At 28.0% G+C, this 23,553-nt stretch carries 19 protein-coding genes; 7 read left to right on the forward strand and 12 right to left on the reverse strand.

The genetic code is table 11. The features are described 5' to 3' along the window. Nucleotides 1-192: 192 nt before the first annotated feature. Nucleotides 193-1,986, forward strand: a complete 1,794-nt coding sequence (locus FD728_RS01795) for an AAA family ATPase (protein WP_370516242.1) — start codon at nt 193-195, stop codon at nt 1,984-1,986. Nucleotides 1,987-2,046: 60 nt separating this feature from the next. Further along, complete coding sequence (fabA, locus tag FD728_RS01800) at nt 2,047-2,574, forward strand: bifunctional 3-hydroxydecanoyl-ACP dehydratase/trans-2-decenoyl-ACP isomerase (RefSeq protein WP_159934206.1); 528 nt, start codon at nt 2,047-2,049, stop codon at nt 2,572-2,574. Between the two features lie 165 nt (nt 2,575-2,739). Here fabA and pqiC read toward each other — a convergent pair whose 3' ends face one another. Continuing rightward, nucleotides 2,740-3,333, reverse strand: coding sequence for a membrane integrity-associated transporter subunit PqiC (gene pqiC, locus FD728_RS01805; RefSeq protein ID WP_159934208.1), 594 nt, complete (start codon nt 3,331-3,333; stop codon nt 2,740-2,742). A gap of 2,662 nt (nt 3,334-5,995) precedes the next feature. Here pqiC and FD728_RS01810 point away from each other — a divergent pair. After that, nucleotides 5,996-6,283 carry a 2Fe-2S iron-sulfur cluster-binding protein gene (locus tag FD728_RS01810; RefSeq protein WP_236261812.1) on the forward strand — a complete coding sequence of 96 codons (288 nt, stop codon included), beginning with the start codon at nt 5,996-5,998 and terminating at the stop codon, nt 6,281-6,283. 193 nt (nt 6,284-6,476) lie between these two features. Here the strand turns inward: FD728_RS01810 and pyrD are convergent, their stop codons facing one another. Next, on the reverse strand, nt 6,477-7,487 hold the full coding sequence (pyrD, locus tag FD728_RS01815) for a quinone-dependent dihydroorotate dehydrogenase (protein ID WP_159934212.1): 1,011 nt from the start codon (nt 7,485-7,487) through the stop codon (nt 6,477-6,479). Between the two features lie 956 nt (nt 7,488-8,443). Here pyrD and asnS point away from each other — a divergent pair. The 3 genes from asnS (at nt 8,444) to FD728_RS01830 (ending at nt 12,618) form a co-directional block, all read left to right on the forward strand. After that, complete coding sequence (asnS, locus tag FD728_RS01820; protein ID WP_159934214.1) at nt 8,444-9,844, forward strand: asparagine--tRNA ligase; 1,401 nt, start codon at nt 8,444-8,446, stop codon at nt 9,842-9,844. Nucleotides 9,845-10,107: 263 nt separating this feature from the next. Further along, nucleotides 10,108-11,277 (forward strand): porin, encoded by a 1,170-nt coding sequence (locus FD728_RS01825; protein WP_304623074.1) that lies wholly within the window; start codon nt 10,108-10,110, stop codon nt 11,275-11,277. A 156-nt stretch (nt 11,278-11,433) separates the two neighbouring features. Then, complete coding sequence (locus tag FD728_RS01830; RefSeq protein ID WP_159934216.1) at nt 11,434-12,618, forward strand: amino acid aminotransferase; 1,185 nt, start codon at nt 11,434-11,436, stop codon at nt 12,616-12,618. Nucleotides 12,619-12,654: 36 nt separating this feature from the next. Here FD728_RS01830 and FD728_RS01835 read toward each other — a convergent pair whose 3' ends face one another. The 9 genes from FD728_RS01835 to aroA all read right to left on the reverse strand — a co-directional run bounded on the left by FD728_RS01835 (nt 12,655) and on the right by aroA (nt 21,970). After that, nucleotides 12,655-13,290 carry an MBL fold metallo-hydrolase gene (locus tag FD728_RS01835; RefSeq protein WP_159934218.1) on the reverse strand — a complete coding sequence of 212 codons (636 nt, stop codon included), beginning with the start codon at nt 13,288-13,290 and terminating at the stop codon, nt 12,655-12,657. A gap of 95 nt (nt 13,291-13,385) precedes the next feature. After that, nucleotides 13,386-14,135, reverse strand: a complete 750-nt coding sequence (gene kdsB / locus FD728_RS01840; RefSeq protein ID WP_159934220.1) for a 3-deoxy-manno-octulosonate cytidylyltransferase — start codon at nt 14,133-14,135, stop codon at nt 13,386-13,388. Next, nucleotides 14,132-14,314: a Trm112 family protein gene (locus tag FD728_RS01845; protein ID WP_159934222.1), complete on the reverse strand. Its 183-nt coding sequence runs from the start codon at nt 14,312-14,314 to the stop codon at nt 14,132-14,134. Before FD728_RS01845 ends, kdsB begins: the two co-directional genes overlap by 4 nt. Before the next feature lie 137 nt (nt 14,315-14,451). Continuing rightward, on the reverse strand, nt 14,452-15,462 hold the full coding sequence (gene lpxK, locus FD728_RS01850; RefSeq protein WP_159934486.1) for a tetraacyldisaccharide 4'-kinase: 1,011 nt from the start codon (nt 15,460-15,462) through the stop codon (nt 14,452-14,454). Between the two features lie 14 nt (nt 15,463-15,476). Continuing rightward, complete coding sequence (msbA, locus tag FD728_RS01855) at nt 15,477-17,225, reverse strand: lipid A ABC transporter ATP-binding protein/permease MsbA (protein ID WP_159934224.1); 1,749 nt, start codon at nt 17,223-17,225, stop codon at nt 15,477-15,479. Between the two features lie 506 nt (nt 17,226-17,731). After that, nucleotides 17,732-18,025 carry an integration host factor subunit beta gene (ihfB, locus tag FD728_RS01860; protein WP_159934226.1) on the reverse strand — a complete coding sequence of 98 codons (294 nt, stop codon included), beginning with the start codon at nt 18,023-18,025 and terminating at the stop codon, nt 17,732-17,734. A gap of 77 nt (nt 18,026-18,102) precedes the next feature. After that, nucleotides 18,103-19,776 (reverse strand): 30S ribosomal protein S1, encoded by a 1,674-nt coding sequence (gene rpsA, locus FD728_RS01865; protein WP_159934228.1) that lies wholly within the window; start codon nt 19,774-19,776, stop codon nt 18,103-18,105. Between the two features lie 103 nt (nt 19,777-19,879). Further along, the gene (gene cmk, locus FD728_RS01870) at nt 19,880-20,572 is read right to left on the reverse strand and encodes a (d)CMP kinase (RefSeq protein ID WP_159934230.1); all 693 of its coding nucleotides are present in this window, start codon (nt 20,570-20,572) and stop codon (nt 19,880-19,882) included. A 156-nt stretch (nt 20,573-20,728) separates the two neighbouring features. Further along, the gene (gene aroA, locus FD728_RS01875; protein WP_236261818.1) at nt 20,729-21,970 is read right to left on the reverse strand and encodes a 3-phosphoshikimate 1-carboxyvinyltransferase; all 1,242 of its coding nucleotides are present in this window, start codon (nt 21,968-21,970) and stop codon (nt 20,729-20,731) included. Between aroA and FD728_RS04730 the strand changes: the two genes are divergently transcribed. Next, complete coding sequence (locus FD728_RS04730) at nt 21,858-22,109, forward strand: hypothetical protein (RefSeq protein WP_236261821.1); 252 nt, start codon at nt 21,858-21,860, stop codon at nt 22,107-22,109. The two genes, aroA and FD728_RS04730, sit on opposite strands and share 113 nt — an antisense overlap. Here FD728_RS04730 and serC read toward each other — a convergent pair. Next, nucleotides 22,100-23,185 carry a 3-phosphoserine/phosphohydroxythreonine transaminase gene (gene serC, locus FD728_RS01880; protein WP_159934234.1) on the reverse strand — a complete coding sequence of 362 codons (1,086 nt, stop codon included), beginning with the start codon at nt 23,183-23,185 and terminating at the stop codon, nt 22,100-22,102. The two genes, FD728_RS04730 and serC, sit on opposite strands and share 10 nt — an antisense overlap. Nucleotides 23,186-23,553 lie beyond the last annotated feature (368 nt).

The raw sequence follows: 23,553 nt of genomic DNA on the forward strand, positions 1-23,553 counted from the left end.
AACTAAATCTAAAATGTAATTTACATTATAGAATTTTTCTATTTATAAACTCATATTTTATTATAATTTAGAATTATTTAAGATACATTATTTAAGTCTTATCACTATTCTTCTTCAAAAAAAATCAAAAGTGAAATACTTTTTTAATATCATTTAAATAAAAAAATCTACAGCGCTTAATTAAACTAATTATTGTATAATTGTTCTTCCTTCAATTTAATTAATGCAAATATCTTGACCAGCACTAAACTTACATGGCAGGCACTTCAACCGAATAGTATTCGTTATCAATCTATTTTTTCAAATATCTTCTTAAATGATAGTGATAACCTTGCTGATGTTCAACCACGACTATTAAACGCACTAGCTCATTTATATAATCAAACAAATAATTTTATATTATTACTATGTAGTCAAGAAAATATAGATTATTTTTCTTGGATTATGACGGCTGCAAAGCGTTTTCAATCAAAATCAATTACACTTTTTGGAGGTGAATATCAAATTATAGATGATACTGTTATTCTAATTCCACCAACTGATTGTAATTGTCCATTTACTAGTGATGGAGGAGTTTATCAAGCTAATTGGTTTGAATCAGAACAACTTTTTGGTTGTGTACGTCAATTTAAAGATCATATCCAACTTGAACCTGGATTAATACATAAGGCTAATGGTGGTACTTTAATTTTATCAATTAATACATTTCTACTACAACCGTTATTATGGCTACGTTTACGTAAATATATTGAACAAGGTCATTTTTATTGGTCTTCACAAAATGAACGTCAACCACTACCTATCTCAATTCCTGCATTACCACTACAATTACGACTAGTGCTATGTGGTAATCGTAATACATTAGCTTCTTTTCAAGAATTAGATAATGAAATATACAAAATAGCTCTTTATAGTGAGTTTGAAGAAAACTTACTAATAAGAAAAGAAAATGATATAAAATCTTGGTGTCAATGGACATTAGCACAAGCAAAATCAATTGGTTTACCACAACCAGAAGTTGATTTCTGGCCTCTTTTAATTAATGAAGCTGTACGTATTACAGGAGACCAAAATATTCTACCATTATGCCCTACTTGGTTACGACGTCAATTACAAGAGACAGCAATACATGGTAATAGTTTAAATGCTAAATCTCTAAAAAAAGCATTAGAAGTAAAAGCTTGGCGTGAAAGTTTTATATCTGAACGTATGTATGATGATATTTTATCTAATCAAATGATTATCAATACAACAGATGAAGTAATAGGACAAATTAATGGCCTCTCAGTTGTTGAATGTTCTGGACATCCTCTTGCTTGGGGTACACCATTACGTATTACTTGCGTTGTATATCCTGGAGATAATGAATGTACTGATGTTGAGAGCAAATTAGATCTAGGAGATAATATTCATGCAAAAGGCGTAATGATTATGCAAGCTTATTTAATTTCACAATTAGAATTACAACAACATTTTCCTTTTTCTGCTTCATTAGTATTAGAACAATCCTATTCAGAGGTTAACGGAGATAGTGCATCATTAGCAGAACTTTGCGTATTAATTAGTGCTTTAGCTAATAAGCCTTTAAATCAACAAATTGCAGTAACTGGATCAGTAGATCAATTTGGTAAGGTTCAAGCAGTAGGAGAAGTAAGTCGCAAAATTGAGGGATTTTTTAAAATTTGTAATGCTCGTATCCTTACTGGTAAACAAGGAGTTATTTTACCTACTAGTAATGTTCATCACCTTAGTTTAAATCAAGATGTAGTAGATGCAGTTAAAATCGGACAATTTCATATATGGGCAGTTGATAGTATAGAAGAAGCATTACCATTACTCACTGGTATTGTCTGGCGAAGTATACAAAACAACGATGAATCACTGCTATATCTTATTAAAGAACGTATTAATCAATTGAATCAACATGGAATATATCAAAAACCATGGTTATTACGTTTATTTAATTGGTTTAAACATAGCTATTAATTATATTTATTAGGAGAAATTATTTCCCCATATTAATAAGACATCAAGGCTATTGAACATATGATAGATAAAATAGATAAACAAAGATCCTATAACAAAGAAGAGCTAATTGCTTCAGGTCGAAGTGAGCTATTCGGTGAGAACGGGCCACCTCTTCCGTCTGGTAACATGCTTATCATGGATCGGGTAGTTAAAATGACTGAGAATGATGGTCATTATGGTAAAGGTTTTGTAGAAGCGGAATTAGATATTTACCCAAATCTTTGGTTTTTTAATTGCCATTTTATTGGTGATCCAGTTATGCCAGGTTGCCTTGGTCTTGACGCCATGTGGCAATTAGTAGGATTTTATCTTGGATGGTTAGGAGCAGAAGGAAAGGGACGAGCTTTAGGTGTAGGTGAAGTAAGGTTTACTGGACAAGTTTTACCGACAGATAAAAAAGTTACTTATAAAATTCATTTAAAAAGAATTATTAAACGTAAACTTATAGTAGGGGTAGCAGATGGAGAAGTATTTGTTGATAACCACTTAATTTATACAGCTACTGATTTAAAAGTAGGCTTATTTAAAGATACATCTTTTTTTTAATTTGTTTAAATATATATATAATAAAAATTTTTCGTATATTTGATCTTATATAAAAATAATAAATTAAACCACAACATATCAGAACATTAATTCAGTTATGTAGTACAAATACTAAATGTTCATTAAGTATATAAAATATATACTACATAACAGAGAGTCATTTTTTTAAAAGATATTTTTATTATTAATATTATTATTTTTTATTATATTATTAGCAATTTGTTTAGATATGATATCCCAACCAATAGACAATGCTTCTACTAATGAAGAATAATTATCTTGAGTTTGTGGTATAGTAATATTAAAATTATTTTTAATCAGATTAGTTTTATGCCGTAATAACCATTCACCACTTATTACCACTTGTCCATCAAAACGTCCATGGAAATCACGTAGATAAACTATCAAGTTATAGTAATTTTTACAAAGTGGTTCACTAGTTATTAAACCACCTGGAATTTTTTTAGTAAGATTATGTATCAATGTTTCTTTAAGTTGTGTATCAAGTGGACTTGCCCATAAATTATTAGTAGCAGCATTATATTTCACTTTGCTGATTTGGTATACTAAACCATTCCCTAATAAATAATCAGATAAGTTTACTTTTTCTACCCAAATTACAGGATGATTACAACTATATTGATGAGTTCTAGCTAATTCCAGCTTATTACCTGCTGGTATCTGATAATATTTATTTTCAGTAAAGTCGCTACCACAACCTGTTAATGCTAGTACAGCTCCGATTATGAACCATTTCATTTTTTTATTTTTTCGCTCTTTTTAACTGTGGATATTCATTTAACTTTGCTTTAAATACAAACAAGTTACTATTATTAATAATCATTTTTAGTCTTGGTTGCAACCATTTCATACTATGGCTTACTTCATGCAAAGTTTATATCTATTGGGAATGTTTCTATGGAAATACTATTTATTTTTTAGTTTAAATTATTTGATATCTTTTGTATTTGCCTCTTAATATTAGTAGTGTTATTAATTATTGAATTAATAAATAAAGTATTAATCTAATCTATCGAATCAACAATTTTTATTGTATCTTACTAAATTCTCCAATAGTTATTGAAATTACTTATAAACTAGTAAATTTACTTAATTTTTTCCATCTTGTTTCATACATATAAAAAACTAAATCTATATATAGATATAACCTGATAAAAAATTATCAATTTTTCTTTTTAAGATTGTATGCAAATTATAATTTTTACTATTAATTAAATAATTTTTAAAGTTAATTTTTATATTAAAACAGCTAATAAAGTACTCTATTATAATTAATATAGGAACATAATCATAAATAATAATTAGCAAATGCTCCTATTTTTACAAATATGCTAGACATAAACAGATCAATAATAGTAATAATATTACTATTTTTTTAATCTTATATTTATCTTAATTAAATTTTAATATGTTAAAATAATAAAACGAAACAAATGAAAAAAACAGATATATAATTGATAAATCGTTATATATTTATCAGTTTTGAAACAACATATCTAACAGTAGTAACACAATAACTACGAAATAATGCCACATTACCTATGTTAATAAATCAAATTTATTAATTGTTTTACTTTCTAATCATACATAACATGAATTACTTTAATGTTTGATTAAAATAGGTAGTATTTTAAATACTATATAGTTTTAACTATTATCTCTAGTGTTAGGTTGTAATTTACTATTATAACCTAAAAATAAATATGCTAAGTAAATCCTTTTACAACCAATTTATAGTTTATCAATCAGAGCATACCATATTTATTCAACTGTTTTTCTATACCTACATCAAGACATATTTTAATTTTTAATTTTTACATGATCAAGATAATCAGTTAATACTATACTTTTTATGATGCCTATATCTATATTTCGACTTTAAATTTTTACTTAACTAGATTTAACACTAACACTATTGAAATTTCCAGTAATTAAATTTACTTCTTATTTTTTATGCATACAATTAATAAATCAAGTCTACCTACTAATTATTAATGTGATATATAGTAATTATTCAAACTTGAAATAGTACATCCAACGTTTAATTTCATTAACTTTAGCAATATATTTATGATTATCTATCAATATTAAATCATTAATTTATATTTTTATTAAATCGAATATAAATAAACATCTAATTAATAGTCATAATCATGAACATAGTAATAATTATCATTAATGCAAAAATGCATTCGGTACAGAGTAAATATTTATTAACCGATTCCAGTTCATAGAAAAATGAAAGTTATTACAAATATATTAATTATGTATTAATAACTAATAATTTTCTTACTACCTTAGTTAAATATACTTGCTAGTATTTTACTATAGATAATAAATTATTATCATTTTGAATATTTTTACTATAATACTGATAATAAAAATGAAAAACGCTATCTATTGCCATGCGATTCTTTACTTTTCTATAGGAGAATTACTCTTCCTATGATAGTAGAAAGATATTATGTATTAAATTCTTTAGTTAGTATTACCAGTATTATATTAAAAGGAATAGTATTCCTATATAATATTAATTACATGTACATGTAATTACATTACAAATAAAACTATAATAACTTTGACATATATAAAATATAACTCAATGCAATAAAATCGATTATCAAAATATAAGTCCAAGCAATACAAAAATTAATTAGTCACTGTTAGAAACTACTAATTCTATGATAGTAAAAATTAATACGTTAAAATATCTAATTACTATTGACAAAATAAAAGATACAATTATAACAATTAAAATAGAAATTAAGCTTAAAGAATACTACATAAATAAACTTTGACAAATTTATTAACTTAGCGAATCTAATTAGAACTTCAACTATAAATACTTTTTATATTTTAATTATATAACTAAAAAAATACATATTAATCAAAATGATATAATATTCGTTAATATAATAAACATATTAATAATAAAAATCGATTTATTACACTAACATAAACAAGATTTGAAATGCATAATTAATTAGAATTATACATAATTATTTTACTTGGGCATAAGAATTATTTAATATCGTAGTTAACATGTATTACTACCTATTGATATGATCGATTGTTAATCATATCAAATAACATTTTTGATACAATATTGTATAGATATATAATATTTATTAAACAGATATTTATTTCTTACATTAGCAAAAATGATTATTCTTGAAATATGATTAAATGTTCATGCTAAATATTGTTAGTAGAATTGAATTGATATGTCATAAATCTTAATACTGTAAGAAAATTTAAAGTATATTTAATACATAAAAATATTACTTTTTATAAATATTTTAATCTAATAAGATTTCATTACTTGAGTTCATATATGATTTTATATAAATTTGTTATTGTTTATAAATAACAATAACAAATTTATTATTTTGAAATGAACATGGAAAGAAAAAAGCTTTTCTTATCAAAAAATCGTCATCATGTTGTGATTAACTATAAAAAACATGAAATTATTGGGAATAATAAACAAATTATTTTAGAACAATTAGAACTATACGGTTTTCTAATTCCATATTCATGTAGATCAGGTATTTGTGGTAAATGTAAACTACATCTTATATCTGGTACCGTTAAATTATTGAATAAATCTTATTTAGATAATATTCATGAAGATGGAATGATATTTCCCTGTTGTTGTATCCCAATTAGCAATATAACATTGTTATAAATAAATTATATAAAATAACAGTAAAGTATAATTAGTATAGGTTTGCAAATTAAAAAATTATTAATTAAGTAAATTAGTTATATTTATAATAACTTATAAATTTGAAATTGTATTTTTATTATCTAATTTTAACATAATAAAATATTGATTGATCTAATTTTAATATATATTTATCCTGAATTTAAATATTTTTTTAAAGATTAGTAATAATATCTTTAACTAATTTAGGACCTTTATAAATAAGTCCTGAATATATTTGTACTAACGTAGCGCCAGCAGCTATTTTTTCACGAACAGAAATAATAGAATCAATTCCTCCTACTCCAATAATAGGTAATTTACCACGTAATGCATGTGAAAGACAACGTATTATCTCAGTACTACGTAATTGTAGTGGACGACCACTTAATCCACCTTTTTCTTCTGCATATTTTATGCTTGTGACAAGGGTACGATCTAGTGTAGTATTAGTAGCAATTACTCCATCAATATTATGATAGATTAAACTGCTAGCAACTTTAGTTAATTCTTTGATAGAAAAATCAGGAGCAATTTTTACTACTACTGGAACATATTTAAAATATATTTGTTGTAACTCTTTTTGTTTGCTTTTAACAGCTGAAAGTAAATTGTCTAATGCTTCATTATATTGTATTGTACGTAATTTTGGTGTATTAGGTGATGAAATGTTAATAGCAATATAATCCGCATAACTATAAACTTTTTCCATGCAAATTAGATAATCTTTTTTACTATCTTCTATAGGGGTATTAGTATTTTTACCAATATTAACTCCTAATATTCCTTTAAAAGATGTTTTCTTAAGATTTTCTACTAAATAATCAACTCCGTAGTTATTAAAGCCCATACGGTTAATAATGCCTTCTACTTCTAATAAACGAAATATACGTGGCTTACTATTACCAGATTGTGGAAGTGGAGTCACTGTACCTACTTCAATAAAACCAAATCCCATTGCATTAAAAACATTAATATATTCAGCATTTTTATCAAGTCCTGCAGCAAGACCAAGAGCATTTGGAAAATTTAATCCCATGCAGCTAACTGGACGTAATGGTAGAGTTTGATACGTCAATCTTTCTAAAAATGTACCACTAATAAAACGTAATGCTTTAACAATTATTTTATTTGCATATTCTGGATCAAGTTTAAATAATATTGAACGAAAAAAAGGATATAACATAAATTACCATAGATAACATAATATTAATAATTATTATAGGATATAAAGATATATTATATACATTTTTATGTTAATAAAACTTAATTAATTAAATATTCATAAAATTTTATTAATATGTACTAGATTAAATCTTAAAGTATATTTATTATATTACATCATTAATTCTTAATGTTAACTTAAATTTTTAATAAGATAAAATTAGATTATTTAGAAAATTTCTTATTGTTATATTATTTATTTCATAAATATGAAGTTATTTTTTATTTGCAATAATAGATGGTTTTAATTAAATACTAATAAACAATCAATATTTTATTATTAAAATAATAACATCAATAGAATATAAATATCAGGTTATGTATATTCTATTAGGAATAGTAATCACTTAGTGATTTTATATCATACATTATTTTATAGAATGTAAATTAAATAAAATTATAGTAATTAGTACTATTGCTATTGTTATCGCTTAATAAAGATGTATAATCTTAAAAAAAATTTAATAAATAAATATAGACTACTAGAATGATATATTCATATTTTAAAATATGCACTAATTATTGTATTTATATAAATTTATTTCGAACAATGTGATATAGTTCTTAACAGAACAAGGTTCAAGTTGCATTACTTTTAATAAAAATATAATTAATATTTAAAATTTGACTGTTTGATTTTATGCTAATTAGATAAAATATATTAAATTATTTTAATAATCTGCTAAATTTTTTATAAAATTTATATATGAAAAAATCAAGAATACTAAAAATGAAAAAGCAAAATATGTTTGCATTACTAAAAATTAATAAAAAATTATTAAAAAATTTAATTAAATAACAATCAATGCATATATTTTCTAATGATAGAATATGATATATAGAATATGATATAGAGAATATGATATAGAGATAAGATACTTTTCAGTATGTTTAATAAAAAACCTTTAGGGGAATTTTATGAGAGTAGTACCTATAGCAAATATACTGCAAAACCTTGTGCCGATTAACAGTAAAATTACTGTACGCGGTTGGGTACGTACTCGAAGAAATTCTAAAGCTGGATTCTCTTTTATTGCTGTTTATGATGGTTCATGTGTAAATTGCATTCAGGTTATAGCTAATAGTTCTTTAATTAATTATCATAATGAAGTTTTACATTTAACAACTGGATGTTCTGTAATAATCAATGGTATATTAGTTAAATCACTGGGTAGAAAACAAGAATTTGAAATACAAACTACTCAAATTGAGGTTATTGGTTGGATTAATAATCCAGAAAGTTATCCAATAGCCGCAAAACATCATAGCCTTGAATATTTACGAGAAGTAGCACACTTAAGAGCACGAACTAATATTATTGGTGCAGTTGCTAGAATACGCCATACTCTAGCTCAATCATTACATCGCTTCTTTAATGAAAACGGTTATTTTTGGGTGTCTACTCCTCTGATTACATCGTTTGATGCTGAAGGTAGTGGCGAAATGTTTCGTATTTCAACATTAGATCTAGAAAATCTACCACGTAATAACCAAGGAAAAGTAGATTTTAATGAAGATTTCTTTGGTAAGGAAGCTTTTCTAACCGTATCTGGACAGTTAAACGGTGAAACTTATGCTTGTGCATTATCTAAAATATATACTTTTGGTCCAACTTTTCGAGCAGAAAAATCTAATACTAGTCGTCATTTGGCGGAATTTTGGATGTTAGAACCAGAAACTGCATTTGCAACATTAGACAATGCTGCCGAATTAGCTGAAATGATGTTAAAATATGTATTTAAAGCTATTTTAATAGAAAGATCTGATGATCTTAAGTTATTTACTGATCGTGTGAATAAAGAAGTTATTTCACGTTTAGAACTTTTTATTGAAACGAGTTTTGCTCAAATAGACTATACTGATGCAATTGAAATTTTATTAAAAAGCAACCAAAAGTTCGAAAATCCTGTTTTTTGGGGAACTGAAATGTCGTCTGAACACGAACGTTATTTAGCTGAAAAATATTTCAAAATACCAGTGGTGGTTAAAAACTATCCTAAAAATATTAAAGCTTTTTATATGAGATTAAATAAAGATGGTAAAACAGTTGCAGCAATGGATATTTTAGCACCAGGAATAGGTGAAATTATTGGTGGTTCGCAACGTGAAGAACGTTTAGATGTATTAGATATGAGTATGGAAAAAATAGGATTAAACAAAAATGACTATTGGTGGTATCGTGACTTACGTCGCTATGGTACTGTACCTCATTCAGGTTTTGGTTTAGGTCTTGAACGATTAATTGCATATATTACAGGTGTAAGAAATGTGAGAGATGTCATTCCTTTTCCACGTACACCACGCAATTTAAATTTTTAGTATTAATTAATTAAAATTTATTTAGTGTATCAATAAAATTATAATTTTTGTCTTTATATGAGCTATAAATAGCCTGTAATACTTATTAAAGTATATAAATGTTCATGTTTTTAATTAAAATATTTATGTTATTTTATGTTATTTTCAAGCTAAAATAAGCAATCCTAGGTAGAATAGAAGATATTCAACTTCTTTCAAGGGTTTTCTAATAATTTGCTAATAGTAATTACAGATATTTAAGTCATTCCAATGAGGGTAAAAAAGTGATAAAGCAAAAAATTCTTGCAGTAGTTATTCCTTCTTTATTAACTGTAAGTGGTACAGCAAATGCATTAGAAGTATATAATGAAGGTGGTAACAAACTTGATTTATACGGAAAGGCTTCCGGTGTACGTTACATATCTCGTGAATCAAAGGATGATGGAGATAAAAGTTATATTAATTTTGGTTTCAAAGGTGAAACTCGTATTAATGAAGATATAAGTGGTTATGGTCAGTGGGAATATAAAATCCTTGCTAATGGTTCTGAAGATATTAATGAAATAAATCATAATAAAACTATTTTAGGTATTGCTGGATTAAAATTAGGTAATATGGGTTCAATAGATTATGGTCGGAATTATGGTATAATTTATAATATAACATCTTGGAGTCATAAGAATCCAGAGTTTGGAGGAATAGCTATTCGTTCAGATAATTTTATGCAGGGTCGTGGTTCTGGTTTTTTAACTTACAATAATACTAATTTTTTTGGTTTAGTTAATGGTTGGGACTTTGCTATCCAATATCAAGGTCAAAATAATCGCCCTAATCTTCTTCTTTCTAACGGTCATGGCTATGGTATTTCAACTTCTTATAATATTCCTATGGGGGTAGGAATTGCAGCAGCATATAGTAATAGCACGTTTAGTAGTAATCAAATGATGAATCATAATCGTAGTGTTGTTATGCCTATGAAACGTGGTCATACATGGGCTACTGCATTGAAATATGATACAGATAAGTTTTATTTAGCAGCAACATATAGTCATACAATTAATGAAATTCCTCTTACATCAAAAACAATAACAACAAAAATACCAGCAATAAAACCAGCATCAGACATACCATCAGACACATCACCTCACTCATCACCTAACTCATCCTCATCTTTTATTTTCAGTAAAACTAAGAAAAAAATTCCTTATATTCCTACATTTGCTAAAAGAGGTAGTACTTTTGAAATAGTAGCTCAATATAAGTTTGATTTCGGCTTAAGTCCTTCTATCTCTTATTCAGAAACTACAATTGGAGGTATTGCTACAGAAAAATATATTTCATTGGGAGCAACATATTCGTTCAATAAAAAGTTAACTACTTATTTCAATTATAAAATTGATCCAATGTATTCACCTGGAAATATAGTGGCTGTAGGATTGGTTTATCAATTTTAATTAGCTAATTTAAATTAGTTAATTAATTATTTATACAATAAAATTCAAAAGGAGCTACCAAGCTCCATTTCATTTTTAGATGATTTTAATAAATATTTTAGTATATATTTCTTTCTTAACAGAATAAATTACAGTTTTCATAACTGGACTTCAATAATGTTTGAATCAATATTTGCAGCTCCTACTGATCCAATTTTAGGGTTAGCTGAACTGTTTCATGCAGATAAACGACATAATAAAATTAACTTAGGTATAGGTGTATATAAAGATGAAACTGGTAATACTCCAATTCTTAATAGTGTAAAACAAGCTGAACAATATCTATTAGAAAATGAAACAACTAAAAATTATCTTAATATTGATGGTTTAAGCGACTTTGCTCGTTTTACACAAGAACTTTTATTTGGCATAAATAGTGAAATCATTCATACTAATCGTGCTTGTACAGCACAAACTCCAGGTGGCACTAGTGCATTACGTATAGCTGCTGATTTTATAGCTACTAACACTAATATTAAACGGATCTGGATAAGTAATCCTAGTTGGCCTAATCATAAAAATATATTTAGTTCAGCTGGTCTTCAAGTTTGCTATTATAACTACTATAATTCAATTAGTCATGAACTTGATTTTTGTGGCATGCTAACATCTTTACAAAAAGCAAATGCTTGTGATGCAGTACTATTTCACGGGTGTTGTCATAATCCAACTGGTCTTGATCCAACTATTAATCAATGGAAAATATTAGCAACATTATCGAAAAAAAAAGGTTGGTTACCATTATTTGATTTAGCTTATCAAGGGTTTGCTTATGGATTAGATGAAGATACTAAAGGATTGCGTATTTTTGCAGCTTCTCATGATGAACTAATTATTTCTAATTCTTATTCTAAAAATTTTGGTCTTTATAATGAACGTGTAGGAGGATTAACACTAATTGCAGCTAATAGCGATATTGCTAAAACTACTTTTAGTCAAGTAAAATATAATATTCGTGCTAATTATTCTAATCCACCAGTTCATGGTGCTGCAATAGTAGTAACAATTCTAAATGATAGATTATTACGTAAGATTTGGGAACAAGAACTATATTATATGCGACAACGTATTCAAAATATGCGTTATCAATTTATGCAGATACTATCTGAAAAAGGAAAAAATTTTAATTTTATCATTAATCAGAAGGGTATGTTCTCTTTTATTGGATTAGATCAAGATCAAATATTACGTTTACGTGAAGATTTTGCTATTTATGCCGTAAATTCCAGTAGAATTAACATAGCAGGTATTACGTTAGAAAATATTTCCAGATTATGTAAAGCCATTATAGAAGTATTATAAAATATTTTTATTAACTATAAAGCAAGCACAACTTTTTTATTTAATAAAAGGATTGTTCTTGCTTTCATAACCTATTGTCGAAGTTATTCCATGACCTGGTATAAAAGTTATATCATCACCTAATGGTAATAATTTATTTTTAATGCTATTAATTAAATCTTTTTTACTACTACGAGGAAAATCAGTACGTCCTATACTACCATTAAAAATTACATCACCAGAAATTAATAAACGATTTATACGATCAAAATATACAACGTGGCCTGGTGTGTGTCCTGGACAATGTATTACGTCTAATATAATAGTATTACCTATCATAATCTGTTCACCTTCTTCTAACCATTTATCTGGTATTAGAGGTTTACATTTTGGTAAACTAAATAAAGAACTCTGCATTGGTAAAGTATTTAGCAAAAATGCATCAAGAAAGTGAGGTCCAATAATTTGCACTTGATAATAAGTTGCTAGTTCTATTGCAGCACCAACATGATCAATGTGTCCATGTGTTAATAATATCTGTGATATTATTAATTTAAGTTCAGATAAAACCTTTATAATTAATTCTGTATCACCACCAGGATCTACTAATGCTGCTTGTTGAATATTATTTTTATCCCAAATAACTATACAGTTTTCTGAAAAAGTCGTAACATTAATTACTTTATAATTCATAAAATTTTATGCTCAATTATACTCAATTTAATATATAAATATATTAATATTTCTGTTAGATTTAGTATATAAATACTACCTACAATTACATATAATTAATCCATTGCTAATAACAAACTTTTAATATCTTCTGGTGTATTAATACTTATATTGATATTAGTCTTTACTATATCAACATGAATTTTTTCTCTATACCATAATACACGAAGCTGTTCTAATAACTCAATGTTTTCTAATGGACAAGGTTTCCAAGTAGCATAGCGACGAATAAATTTAGCACGATATGCATAAATTCCAATATGACGTAGTAATAATTTACCAATTTGTTTACATTTTTCAGCATAAGCCTCACGATCCCACGGGATAGCAGCCCGTGAAAAATAAATTGCATAACCATATGCATCGGTGACTACTTTAACAACATCGGGATTAAAAACATCTTCTATATTAGTAATAGGAACTGCAATTGTAGCCATACAACTATTTTTTTGTTGTACTAAATTACATGCTACTTGACGTACAATATCTGGTGGAATCATTGGTTCATCTCCTTGTACATTTACTACAATAGTCTCATCAGCAAATTGATATTTATCAATTACTTCTACCAAGCGTTCTGTACCAGATTGATGTTGAGAATGTGTTAAACACACTTCTCCTTTAGCAGCAATCACGGCAGAAGCTATATCAGGATGATCAGTTGCAACAATTATACGATAAGCACCAGATTTTTTAATACGGTTAATCATATGTATAATAATTGGTTTACCTTTAATGCATACCAATGGCTTTCCCGGAAAACGTTTTGAATTAAATCGAGCTGGAATTACAGCAATAAAATTCATGAATAAATCTCTTCTATAGATAATGTACGTGCTTCAACTTCAATTAATACTGGAATTCCATTTCGTATTGGAAAAGCCAATCCATCAGATTTACAAATTAACTCTTGTTGAGCTTTACTATAATAAAATTTTCCGTTACAAAGTGGACAAGCAATAATTTTAAGTAAACGGTGATCCATAGTTTTATCCTTTTAGATCAAGTTTATTTTATTAAGTAGTTTGCTTGTATGTTATATAAAAATTAACTACTTAAATTAAGTAATATAGATAATAGATAAAATCTCATTTTATATATTATTTTATTGCTTTGTAAGTTTTAATAGCGTAATCGTACATCACGCGTAGTAGTATAAAGCTCAACAATATCAGCTAGTAATGTAGATACCCTGCTACCATGAAGATGTGCATCAACTAATAGATACCACCAATTAGGTTGAGCAAAATTCCGACATTTAACAGCATCTTTTTCAGTCATTAAGAGGCATTGATCTTGTTTAGTTAAACTATGTAATTCTGCTTTGCTATAAACATAATGATCTGTAAAGGCAATTTCTGCTATTGGATTAATACCTTGTTTCTTAATCATATTAAAAAAGTTTGGTGGATACCCTATCCCTGCCATAGCGACAATAGGTGGTAATTTATGTAAACTAATAGGTTTTCCTGTTAATAAATTAATAGCTAAACCAGGTTTTATTGTCATAGCAATTTCTATATTATTTACATTTACATGACCACCATTAACGATAATAGCATCTACATTAGATAATCTAGACACACGTTCACGCATAGGACCAGCTGGTAACAACCAACCATTACCAAATCTACGTACTCCATCAATTACTACAATTTCAATATCACGATGTAATGCATAATGTTGTAAACCATCATCAGTAACAATTACATCAATATCGTGTGCATCTAATAATGCTTTAGCAGCTAAATAACGATTCGGTGCTACGGCTACTGGTACTTGTGTACGCTGTGCGATCATGACAGGTTCATCTCCAGCTTGACTAGGTGATGTATCTTCAGTAACTAATAATGGATACCGCTTAGCTTTACCACCATAACCACGTGATACTACACCGATGCGTAAACCTCGTTCTTGTAATGCCTGAATTAACCAAATTACAACTGGTGTTTTACCATTACCTCCAACTGTAAGATTACCTACTACGACTACTGGACACTTAGCACGCCAACGTTTACGCCAACCACATTTAAAACTTATTTTAATTAACCAAGTAATTACTCCATATAATACACTACATGGCCATAATATAATCCATAGTTTTGAACGTCCACTCCAAATATGATTCATGATATATTATTTTTTATTTAATTAAATTGTTGTAATTTATGAAGTTGAGCATAAATGCCTTTTTTAACTAATAAAACATTGTGTGTACCTTTTTCGACGATACATCCATCTTCAACCACTTCAATTTCATCAGCTTTTTGAATTGTTGATAAGCGATGTGCAATAATCAAAGATGTACGATTTTTTTGTAATTCCTCTAACGCTGATTGAATTGCATGTTCTGATTCAGAGTCTAAAGCAGACGTTGCTTCATCAAGAATTAAAATAGGACAATCACGTAATAATGCACGTGCAATAGCAATACGCTGTCTTTGTCCACCAGAAAGTAATATTCCATTTTCACCAATTAATGTATCTAAACCATTCTCCATATTTTTAATAAAATTCATAGCATGAGCCATATTTGCTGCTCGTTCTATCTCTTTACGAGAGTATTTATTATTACATGCATAAGCGATATTATTAGCTATTGTATCATCAAATAAATATACATTTTGCGAAACTAATGCAACTTGATTACGAAGGGAACGTAATGTATATTCTCGTAAATCATAACCATCTAATAGAATTTTTCCATGAGTAATATCATAGAAACGTGTTAATAAACTGACCATTGTTGATTTACCAGAACCAGAACTTCCTACTAATGCAACTGTTTTACCTGCTGAAAGAATCATATTAATATCACGTAATGTTGGAATAGTCTGCCCAGGATAACTAAAAGTAACATTACGAAATTCTATATTACCTTTTGCTCGTCCTAATTCACGTTTACCATGATCCATTTCTTTATCACTATCTAAAATACCAAATAAAGTTTGACATGCAGCCATACCACGTTGAAATTGTGCATTAACATTAGTCAATGCTTTTAGAGGACGCATAAGGGCAATCATTGCCGAAAATATTACAGTAATAGTTCCTGCACTTAATGTTTCCATCACACTTCGAAAACTTGCAATATATAGTATGAAAGCTAATGCTGATGATGCAATAAGCTGAATTAATGGATCAGAAATTGATGAAGTAGATATTAATTTCATATGCTGCTGACGCATCTTATTACTAACCTGAGAAAAACGTTCTGTTTCTATCTCTTGGCCACCAAAAATTAATATCTCTTTATGTCCTTTAAGCATTTGTTCAGCACTGGTCGTTACTTGTCCCATAGCATTTTGCATATTTTTACTTATACTGCGAAAACGTTTGGAAATATTACAAATTGCACAGGAAACTATAGGTGTAAGTAAAATGAGAATTAAGGATATTCTCCAACTATAGTAAAACATCATTACAAACATACCTATAATAACAGCACTTTCACGTACTAAAGTAACCAAAGCACCAGAAGATGAAGATGCCACTTGTTCTGAATCATATGTAATACGAGATAATAAAGTACCAGTCGATTGCTGATCAAAAAAAGCAACAGGCATACTCATCATATGACTAAATAAACGACGACGCATATCCATAACTACATTACCTGAAACCCATGATATGCAATAACTAGAAATATAACTAGTTACACCACGTGCTATCATTAAACAGATAATAACTATTGGCATCCAAAGTAAAACAGACTGATTCGATTTACCAAAGCCATCATCTAGTAAAGGTTTTAATAAGGAAATGATCAGAGTATCTCCTGCTGCATTAAGCATCAGTGATAAAGTAGATGCAAATAAACCTATCTTGTGGGGTGCTATCATCGGCCATAGTCGGCGGAATGTGCTCCATGTAGAATAATCTTTTTCTTGATACATTACTTATTCACGCTGTTTTAGGCCTAACGCAATTTAAACATCCAAGAATATTTAATACTGAAGAAAAATCTACTATTAATATTTTAATAGGTGTAAATTGTTTTAGCTGTGAAATTAATGCTATACATAATATATATCGGCTATTTTTATTTTTTATTCAATTCATGAATATATAATAGTATTTCACATGATTTTTCCTTATTTATTAAATACTAATAATTAAGAATATAAAATAACTGATTTTATTATATGATTATGTACTATGATAATACCTTACCACGCTCATTACAGTATTTTCATATACTTTTAAATTTATATTTATTAATACAGAATAACAATATTATTAAAATTAAATTTAAATACCTTTGATTGTCCATCAAAACTTAATTAGAAGAAAAAATAATATTGTTTTTAAATTATTTTTTCTTCATTAAATTTATTTGATAAAGATAAAATAGAATATATAAAAAAAACGACACCTAACAGGTGTCATTATTTATGTTCTGTTAATTATTATAAATAGATATATTTACACGATCACGTAGTTCTTTACCTGGTTTAAAATGAGGAACATATTTTCCTTCAAGTTTTACTTTATCACCAGTTTTTGGATTACGACCAGTACGTGGCGCACGATAATGCAAGGAAAAACTACCAAAGCCTCTAATTTCAATACGTTTTCCTTTAGCTAATGTGCTTACCATGTACTCAATCATTTCTTTGATTGCATTCTCAATAATTTTAGCTGGGATATGAGTATACTGACTAGCAAGTCTTTCAATTAACTCTGATTTGGTCATATAACCTCCAATTGTTCTTAATTACAAAAAAATGATCAATCTTTTAATAAATTAAGAACATTAATAGTGATAATTGATTACTCACCTTTAGCAGCTTTGAATGCTTCAACCATAACATTAGAAAATACTCCATCTTCCTGTTTAGTATTAACATTACTAATAGCTTCCTTTTCATCAGCTTGATCTTTGGCTCGAACAGATAAACTGATAATACGGTTTTTACGATCAACACCTGTAAATTTTGCTTTAATTTCATCACCGACATTCATAATTAAAGTTATATTTTCAGTGCGATCCATTGAAGCTTCAGAAGCTCTTATATAACCTTCTACTCCATAAGCTAATTCTATTGTAGCACCTTTAGTATCGATTGTAATAACTTTACCTGTTACAATAGTTCCTTTTTTATTTAAAGTTATGTAGTTATTAAATGGATCTTCAGTTAATTGTTTAATACCCAAAGATATTCGCTCACGTTCTGCATCAACTTGTAATACAACTGCAGAAATTTCATCTCCTTTTTTGTATTCACGAACAGCTTCTTCACCATTTGAATGCCAAGAAATGTCAGATAAATGAACTAAGCCATCAATACCACCATCTAATCCAATAAAGATACCAAAATCAGTAATAGACTTAATTTTACCTTCAACACGATCTCCTTTGTTATGGGTTTCTGAAAATTGTTGCCATGGATTAGATTTACATTGTTTTAGACCTAAAGAAATACGACGACGTTCTTCATCTATATCAAGAACCATAATTTCCACTAAGTCGTTTACATTAACAACTTTAGATGGATGAATATTTTTATTAGTCCAATCCATTTCAGAAACATGTACTAAGCCTTCAACTCCTTCTTCTATTTCTACAAAACAACCATAGTCAGTTAAATTAGTTACACGACCAGTTAATTTTCTACCTTCTGGATATCGTTTAGAAATTGCTACCCAAGGGTCTTCTCCAAGTTGCTTTAAACCTAAAGATACGCGAGTACGTTCTCGATCAAACTTAAGTACTTTTATATCAATCTCATCCCCTACATTAACAATTTCACTTGGATGCTTAACACGTTTCCAAGCCATGTCAGTAATATGTAATAAACCATCAACTCCGCCTAAATCAACGAATGCACCATAATCAGTGAGATTTTTCACGATTCCTTTGATTTCTATACCTTCTTGAAGACTTTCTAGAAGTTGATTTCGTTCAGCACTATTTTCAGATTCAATCACTGCACGTCTAGATACTACAACATTATTACGTTTTTGATCGAGTTTAATTACTTTAAATTCAAGTTCTTTCCCTTCTAGATGTAAGGTATCTCTAACTGGACGTACATCGACTAATGATCCTGGTAAAAATGCACGAATACCATTTAATTCAACTGTAAAACCACCTTTAACTTTGCCATTGATAATACCATTAACAGTTTCAACATGCTTATAAGCTTTTTCCAAAGTAATCCAAGCTTCATAACGCTTAGCTTTTTCACGTGATAATAACGTTTCGCCAAAACCATCTTCTATTGCATCTAGTGCTACATCTACTTCATTACCAATCTGAACTTCTAATTCGCCTGATGCATTTTTAAATTGCTCTATAGGAATTGCAGATTCAGATTTTAGACCAGCATCTACTAATACAATATCTTTATCTATAGCTATAATTATGCCACGAACAATAGAACCTGGACGTGTTTCAATTTCTTTTAAAGATTCTTCAAAAAGCTGAGCAAAAGATTCAGTCATATTTATGACCTTAAAATTCTTTATTAACGTCCATCTAACATCATTGTCTAATGGGGTTATTTTAAATACCCAGTAACAATTCCTTAGTACCGAGTTAAATATATTAGTTCTTATTGCAACCTTTTAAAATTTGGTAAATATAATCAAGAGTCTTTTTAATCACTTGCTCAATAGACATATTAGTCGAATCTAAGATTAAAGTATTTACTGAAGGTATTAAAGGTGAAATAAGACGCGTACGGTCGCACTCATCACGTTTTTTTATTTCGACTAAAATATGTTCAAACTTAACATTAAATCCATTTTTTTGCAACTGTATCATACGACGTTTAGCTCTTTCTTCTAAATAAGCTTCAAGAAAAATTTTAACTTTTGCATCAGGAAAAACTATAGTTCCCATATCTCTACCATCAGTAACTAATCCTGGTTCTTTACGGAAGGAACGTTGCTTACTTAGTAATTCTTCACGTACTCGTGGAAATATAGCAATACATGATGCTATTTTGCTGACTGATGGTATACGAATTTCACTTGTTACATTTTTATTTTTGAGAAGTATATGTATTTTATTATTAACTGATATAAAACTAACGTCAAGATATCTAGCTAATGATAATAATGCTTCTTCAGATTTTATATCGACTCGATTATATAGTGCTGATAAAGCTAGTACACGATAAAGAATGCCAGAATCAAACATATGCCATTTTAATGATTTTGCTATTGCTCTACATAATGTTCCTTTACCTGCAGCACTTGGACCATCAATGGTAATCACCGGTGGGGCAATCGACATCAATTGTCTCCTATTCTTTTATTTGCTCCAATGAAAATATTTTTGACTCTCTGCTAATTATCTTATTCTATCCATATATATATTTTTCTGTAATATTAAAAGCTTAAATCTTGTATCTATAATTAATAAATAATAAACATAAAAAATTAATTAAATTTAATTAACATAGCTTATTTTAGATAGTTGCTGAAAATAATTAGGAAATGTTTTAGCTGTACAGTTCGGATTAATAATTGTTATTGGTATATTAGATAGAGCTACTAAAGAAAAACACATAGCTATACGATGATCATTATATGTATGAATCTTTGCTTGTTTAAACTGAGAAGGAGGAGTTATACTAATAAAATCATATCCTTCTTCAACTATAGCACCAACTTTACGTAACTCAGTAGCCATTGCTAAGAGACGATCAGTTTCTTTTACTCGCCAATTATAAATATTACGTATTAAAGTAGTCCCTTTAGCGAATAATGCAGTAGTTGCAAGGGTCATAGCTACATCTGGAATATGATTCATGTCCATATCAATAGCGTTTAATGCTTTTCGAGTGCATGAGATATAACCTCTTCCCCATTTAATTATTGCTCCCATTTTTTCTAGTACATCAACAAAATTAATATCTCCCTGAATGCTATTACGATTAATGCCAGTTACTCGAACAGTACCACCTTTAATTGCAGCCGCTGCAAAAAAATACGATGCTGATGAAGCATCTCCTTCTATTAAATAATTACCAGGCGAAGTATATTGCTGTCGGCTTTTAATAATAAAATATTGATAATCATTATTTTTAATATTAATACCAAAACAACGCATTAGATGTAATGTAATATCTATATAAGGTTTGGATACGAGATTACCTTTAATGCTAATAGTAGTATCCTGTAGTGCTAATGGAGCAATCATTAGTAATGAAGTAAGAAATTGGCTAGAAATATTACCATTAATATTAATATTGCCTCCTACGAAACCACCATGTAATAATAGAGGTGGATAACCTACTTGTTCTAAATAATCAATTTTTGCCCCCCCTTGTCGTAAAGCATCAACTAAGTGACTAATTGGACGTTCTTTCATACGTTTTTCACCTGTTAATACAATTGATTGTTTCCCAAGGCAAAGTACTGCAGTAAGTGGGCGCATTACAGTTCCTGCATTACCTAAAAATAATTCCACTGACTTTTTAGGTGATAAAAGTAAACCAGCAGTACCAATAACTTTACATACTGTTCGATCTTCCGATATGTTATATATAACACCTAATGTTTTAAGCGCATTTAACATGTATGCAATATCATCACTATCAAGCAAATTAGTTAAAGATGTATTACCTTTTGCTAATGCTGCAAGTAATAAAGCCCGATTAGAAATGCTTTTCGATCCTGGTATACTTATTGTTCCATTAATACGTGAGATAGGTTGTAAAGTTAAGAGGTTACACATTGCAATTGAATCTCTAAAAAATAAGAAACCATCAATTATTATTGATTTAATGGCTTCAATAGTAAATTTAAATAAAAAGCATCATCCGTAGCGACGCTCAAAATCAATCATAAACTCTGTCAATAGTTTAACTCCTTTTAATGGCATAGCATTATAAATAGAAGCCCTCATGCCACCAACTATACGATGTCCTCTTAGAGAAAGCAAACCAACTTTATTTGACTCTTCAATAAAAAGATTATCTAATCTAGAATTTTCTAATTGAAATGGTACGTTCATTTTTGAACGGTTTTCAACAGCTACATCATTATGATAAAAATCACTACTATCAATGATATTATATAATAAATTAGCTTTTTCTTTATTTATCTTATAAATCTCAGTTAAACCACCCTTATCTTTTAACCATTTAAAAACAAGACCAGAAAGATAAAGTAAAAAAGTTGGAGGAGTATTAAACATAGAATTATTATCGGCTAATATTTTGTAATTAAGAATTGATGGTACCCACTGCTTTGCTTTACCTAATAAGTCATCACGTATTACAACCACTGTTAAACCAGCTGGACCAATATTTTTCTGTGCTCCAGCATAAAACATACCATAACGTCTTACATCAATAGGACGTGACATAATTGTTGAAGAAAGATCAGCTACAAAATTTTTGTCATTAAAATTAGGTTCTTCTTCAATTGATATACCATCAATTGTTTCATTAGGACAAAAATGGACATAAGCCGCTTCATCGCTTAATTTCCATTTATTCATAGGTAATATTGCTTGTTTATTATTACGTTTTATTTTAACATTAATAATGTTAGGTAAGCAGAGTTTCTTTGCTTCTGTAATAGCACAATGTGACCAATAACCACTATCAATGTAATCTGCAGTTGTTGCATGATCCAGTAAATTACCTGGAATTACAGAAAATTGTCCTCTTGCTCCACCTTGACAAAATAATACTTTATAATTAACAGGGATATTTAATAGATCACGAAGATTTTGTTCTACTTCTTCAGCTAAATTAATAAATTCTTTGCTACGATGACTAATTTCCATTATTGATGCCCCTAATCCATGCCAATTTATTAATTCTTTTTTTGCATGATTAAGAACTTCTATAGGAAGCATTGCTGGCCCGGAACTAAAATTATATACTTGTTTCATATTCACTTACTGCTATTTTTATATTAAACTTTTATGGATAATAAGTAATTCTTTTATCATTGCTTATAAATACTTGCAATAATAAGAAAGTAAAATTATTTAAATAAGTGAAGATTTTCTATATAGTACTGTTACTACTGATTGTTAATATTAGTTTTTAGAAAAAATTATTAATCATATAATTTATTATTTAGATTAAACTTTTATTTAATTGATTAAATTAAAATTTATTTTTTAATAATCAAATATATTTATGTTCGTAATTTTATATGTAATTTACATATTACATATATGTTAAATTAATTAAATGTAATTCAAAATTTTTACTAAAAAAAATAATGTTAGATTCCAAAGTATATAAATAAAAT

The organism is Pantoea sp. Aalb (assembly GCF_009829985.1).
Classification (GTDB): domain Bacteria; phylum Pseudomonadota; class Gammaproteobacteria; order Enterobacterales; family Enterobacteriaceae; genus SZZU01.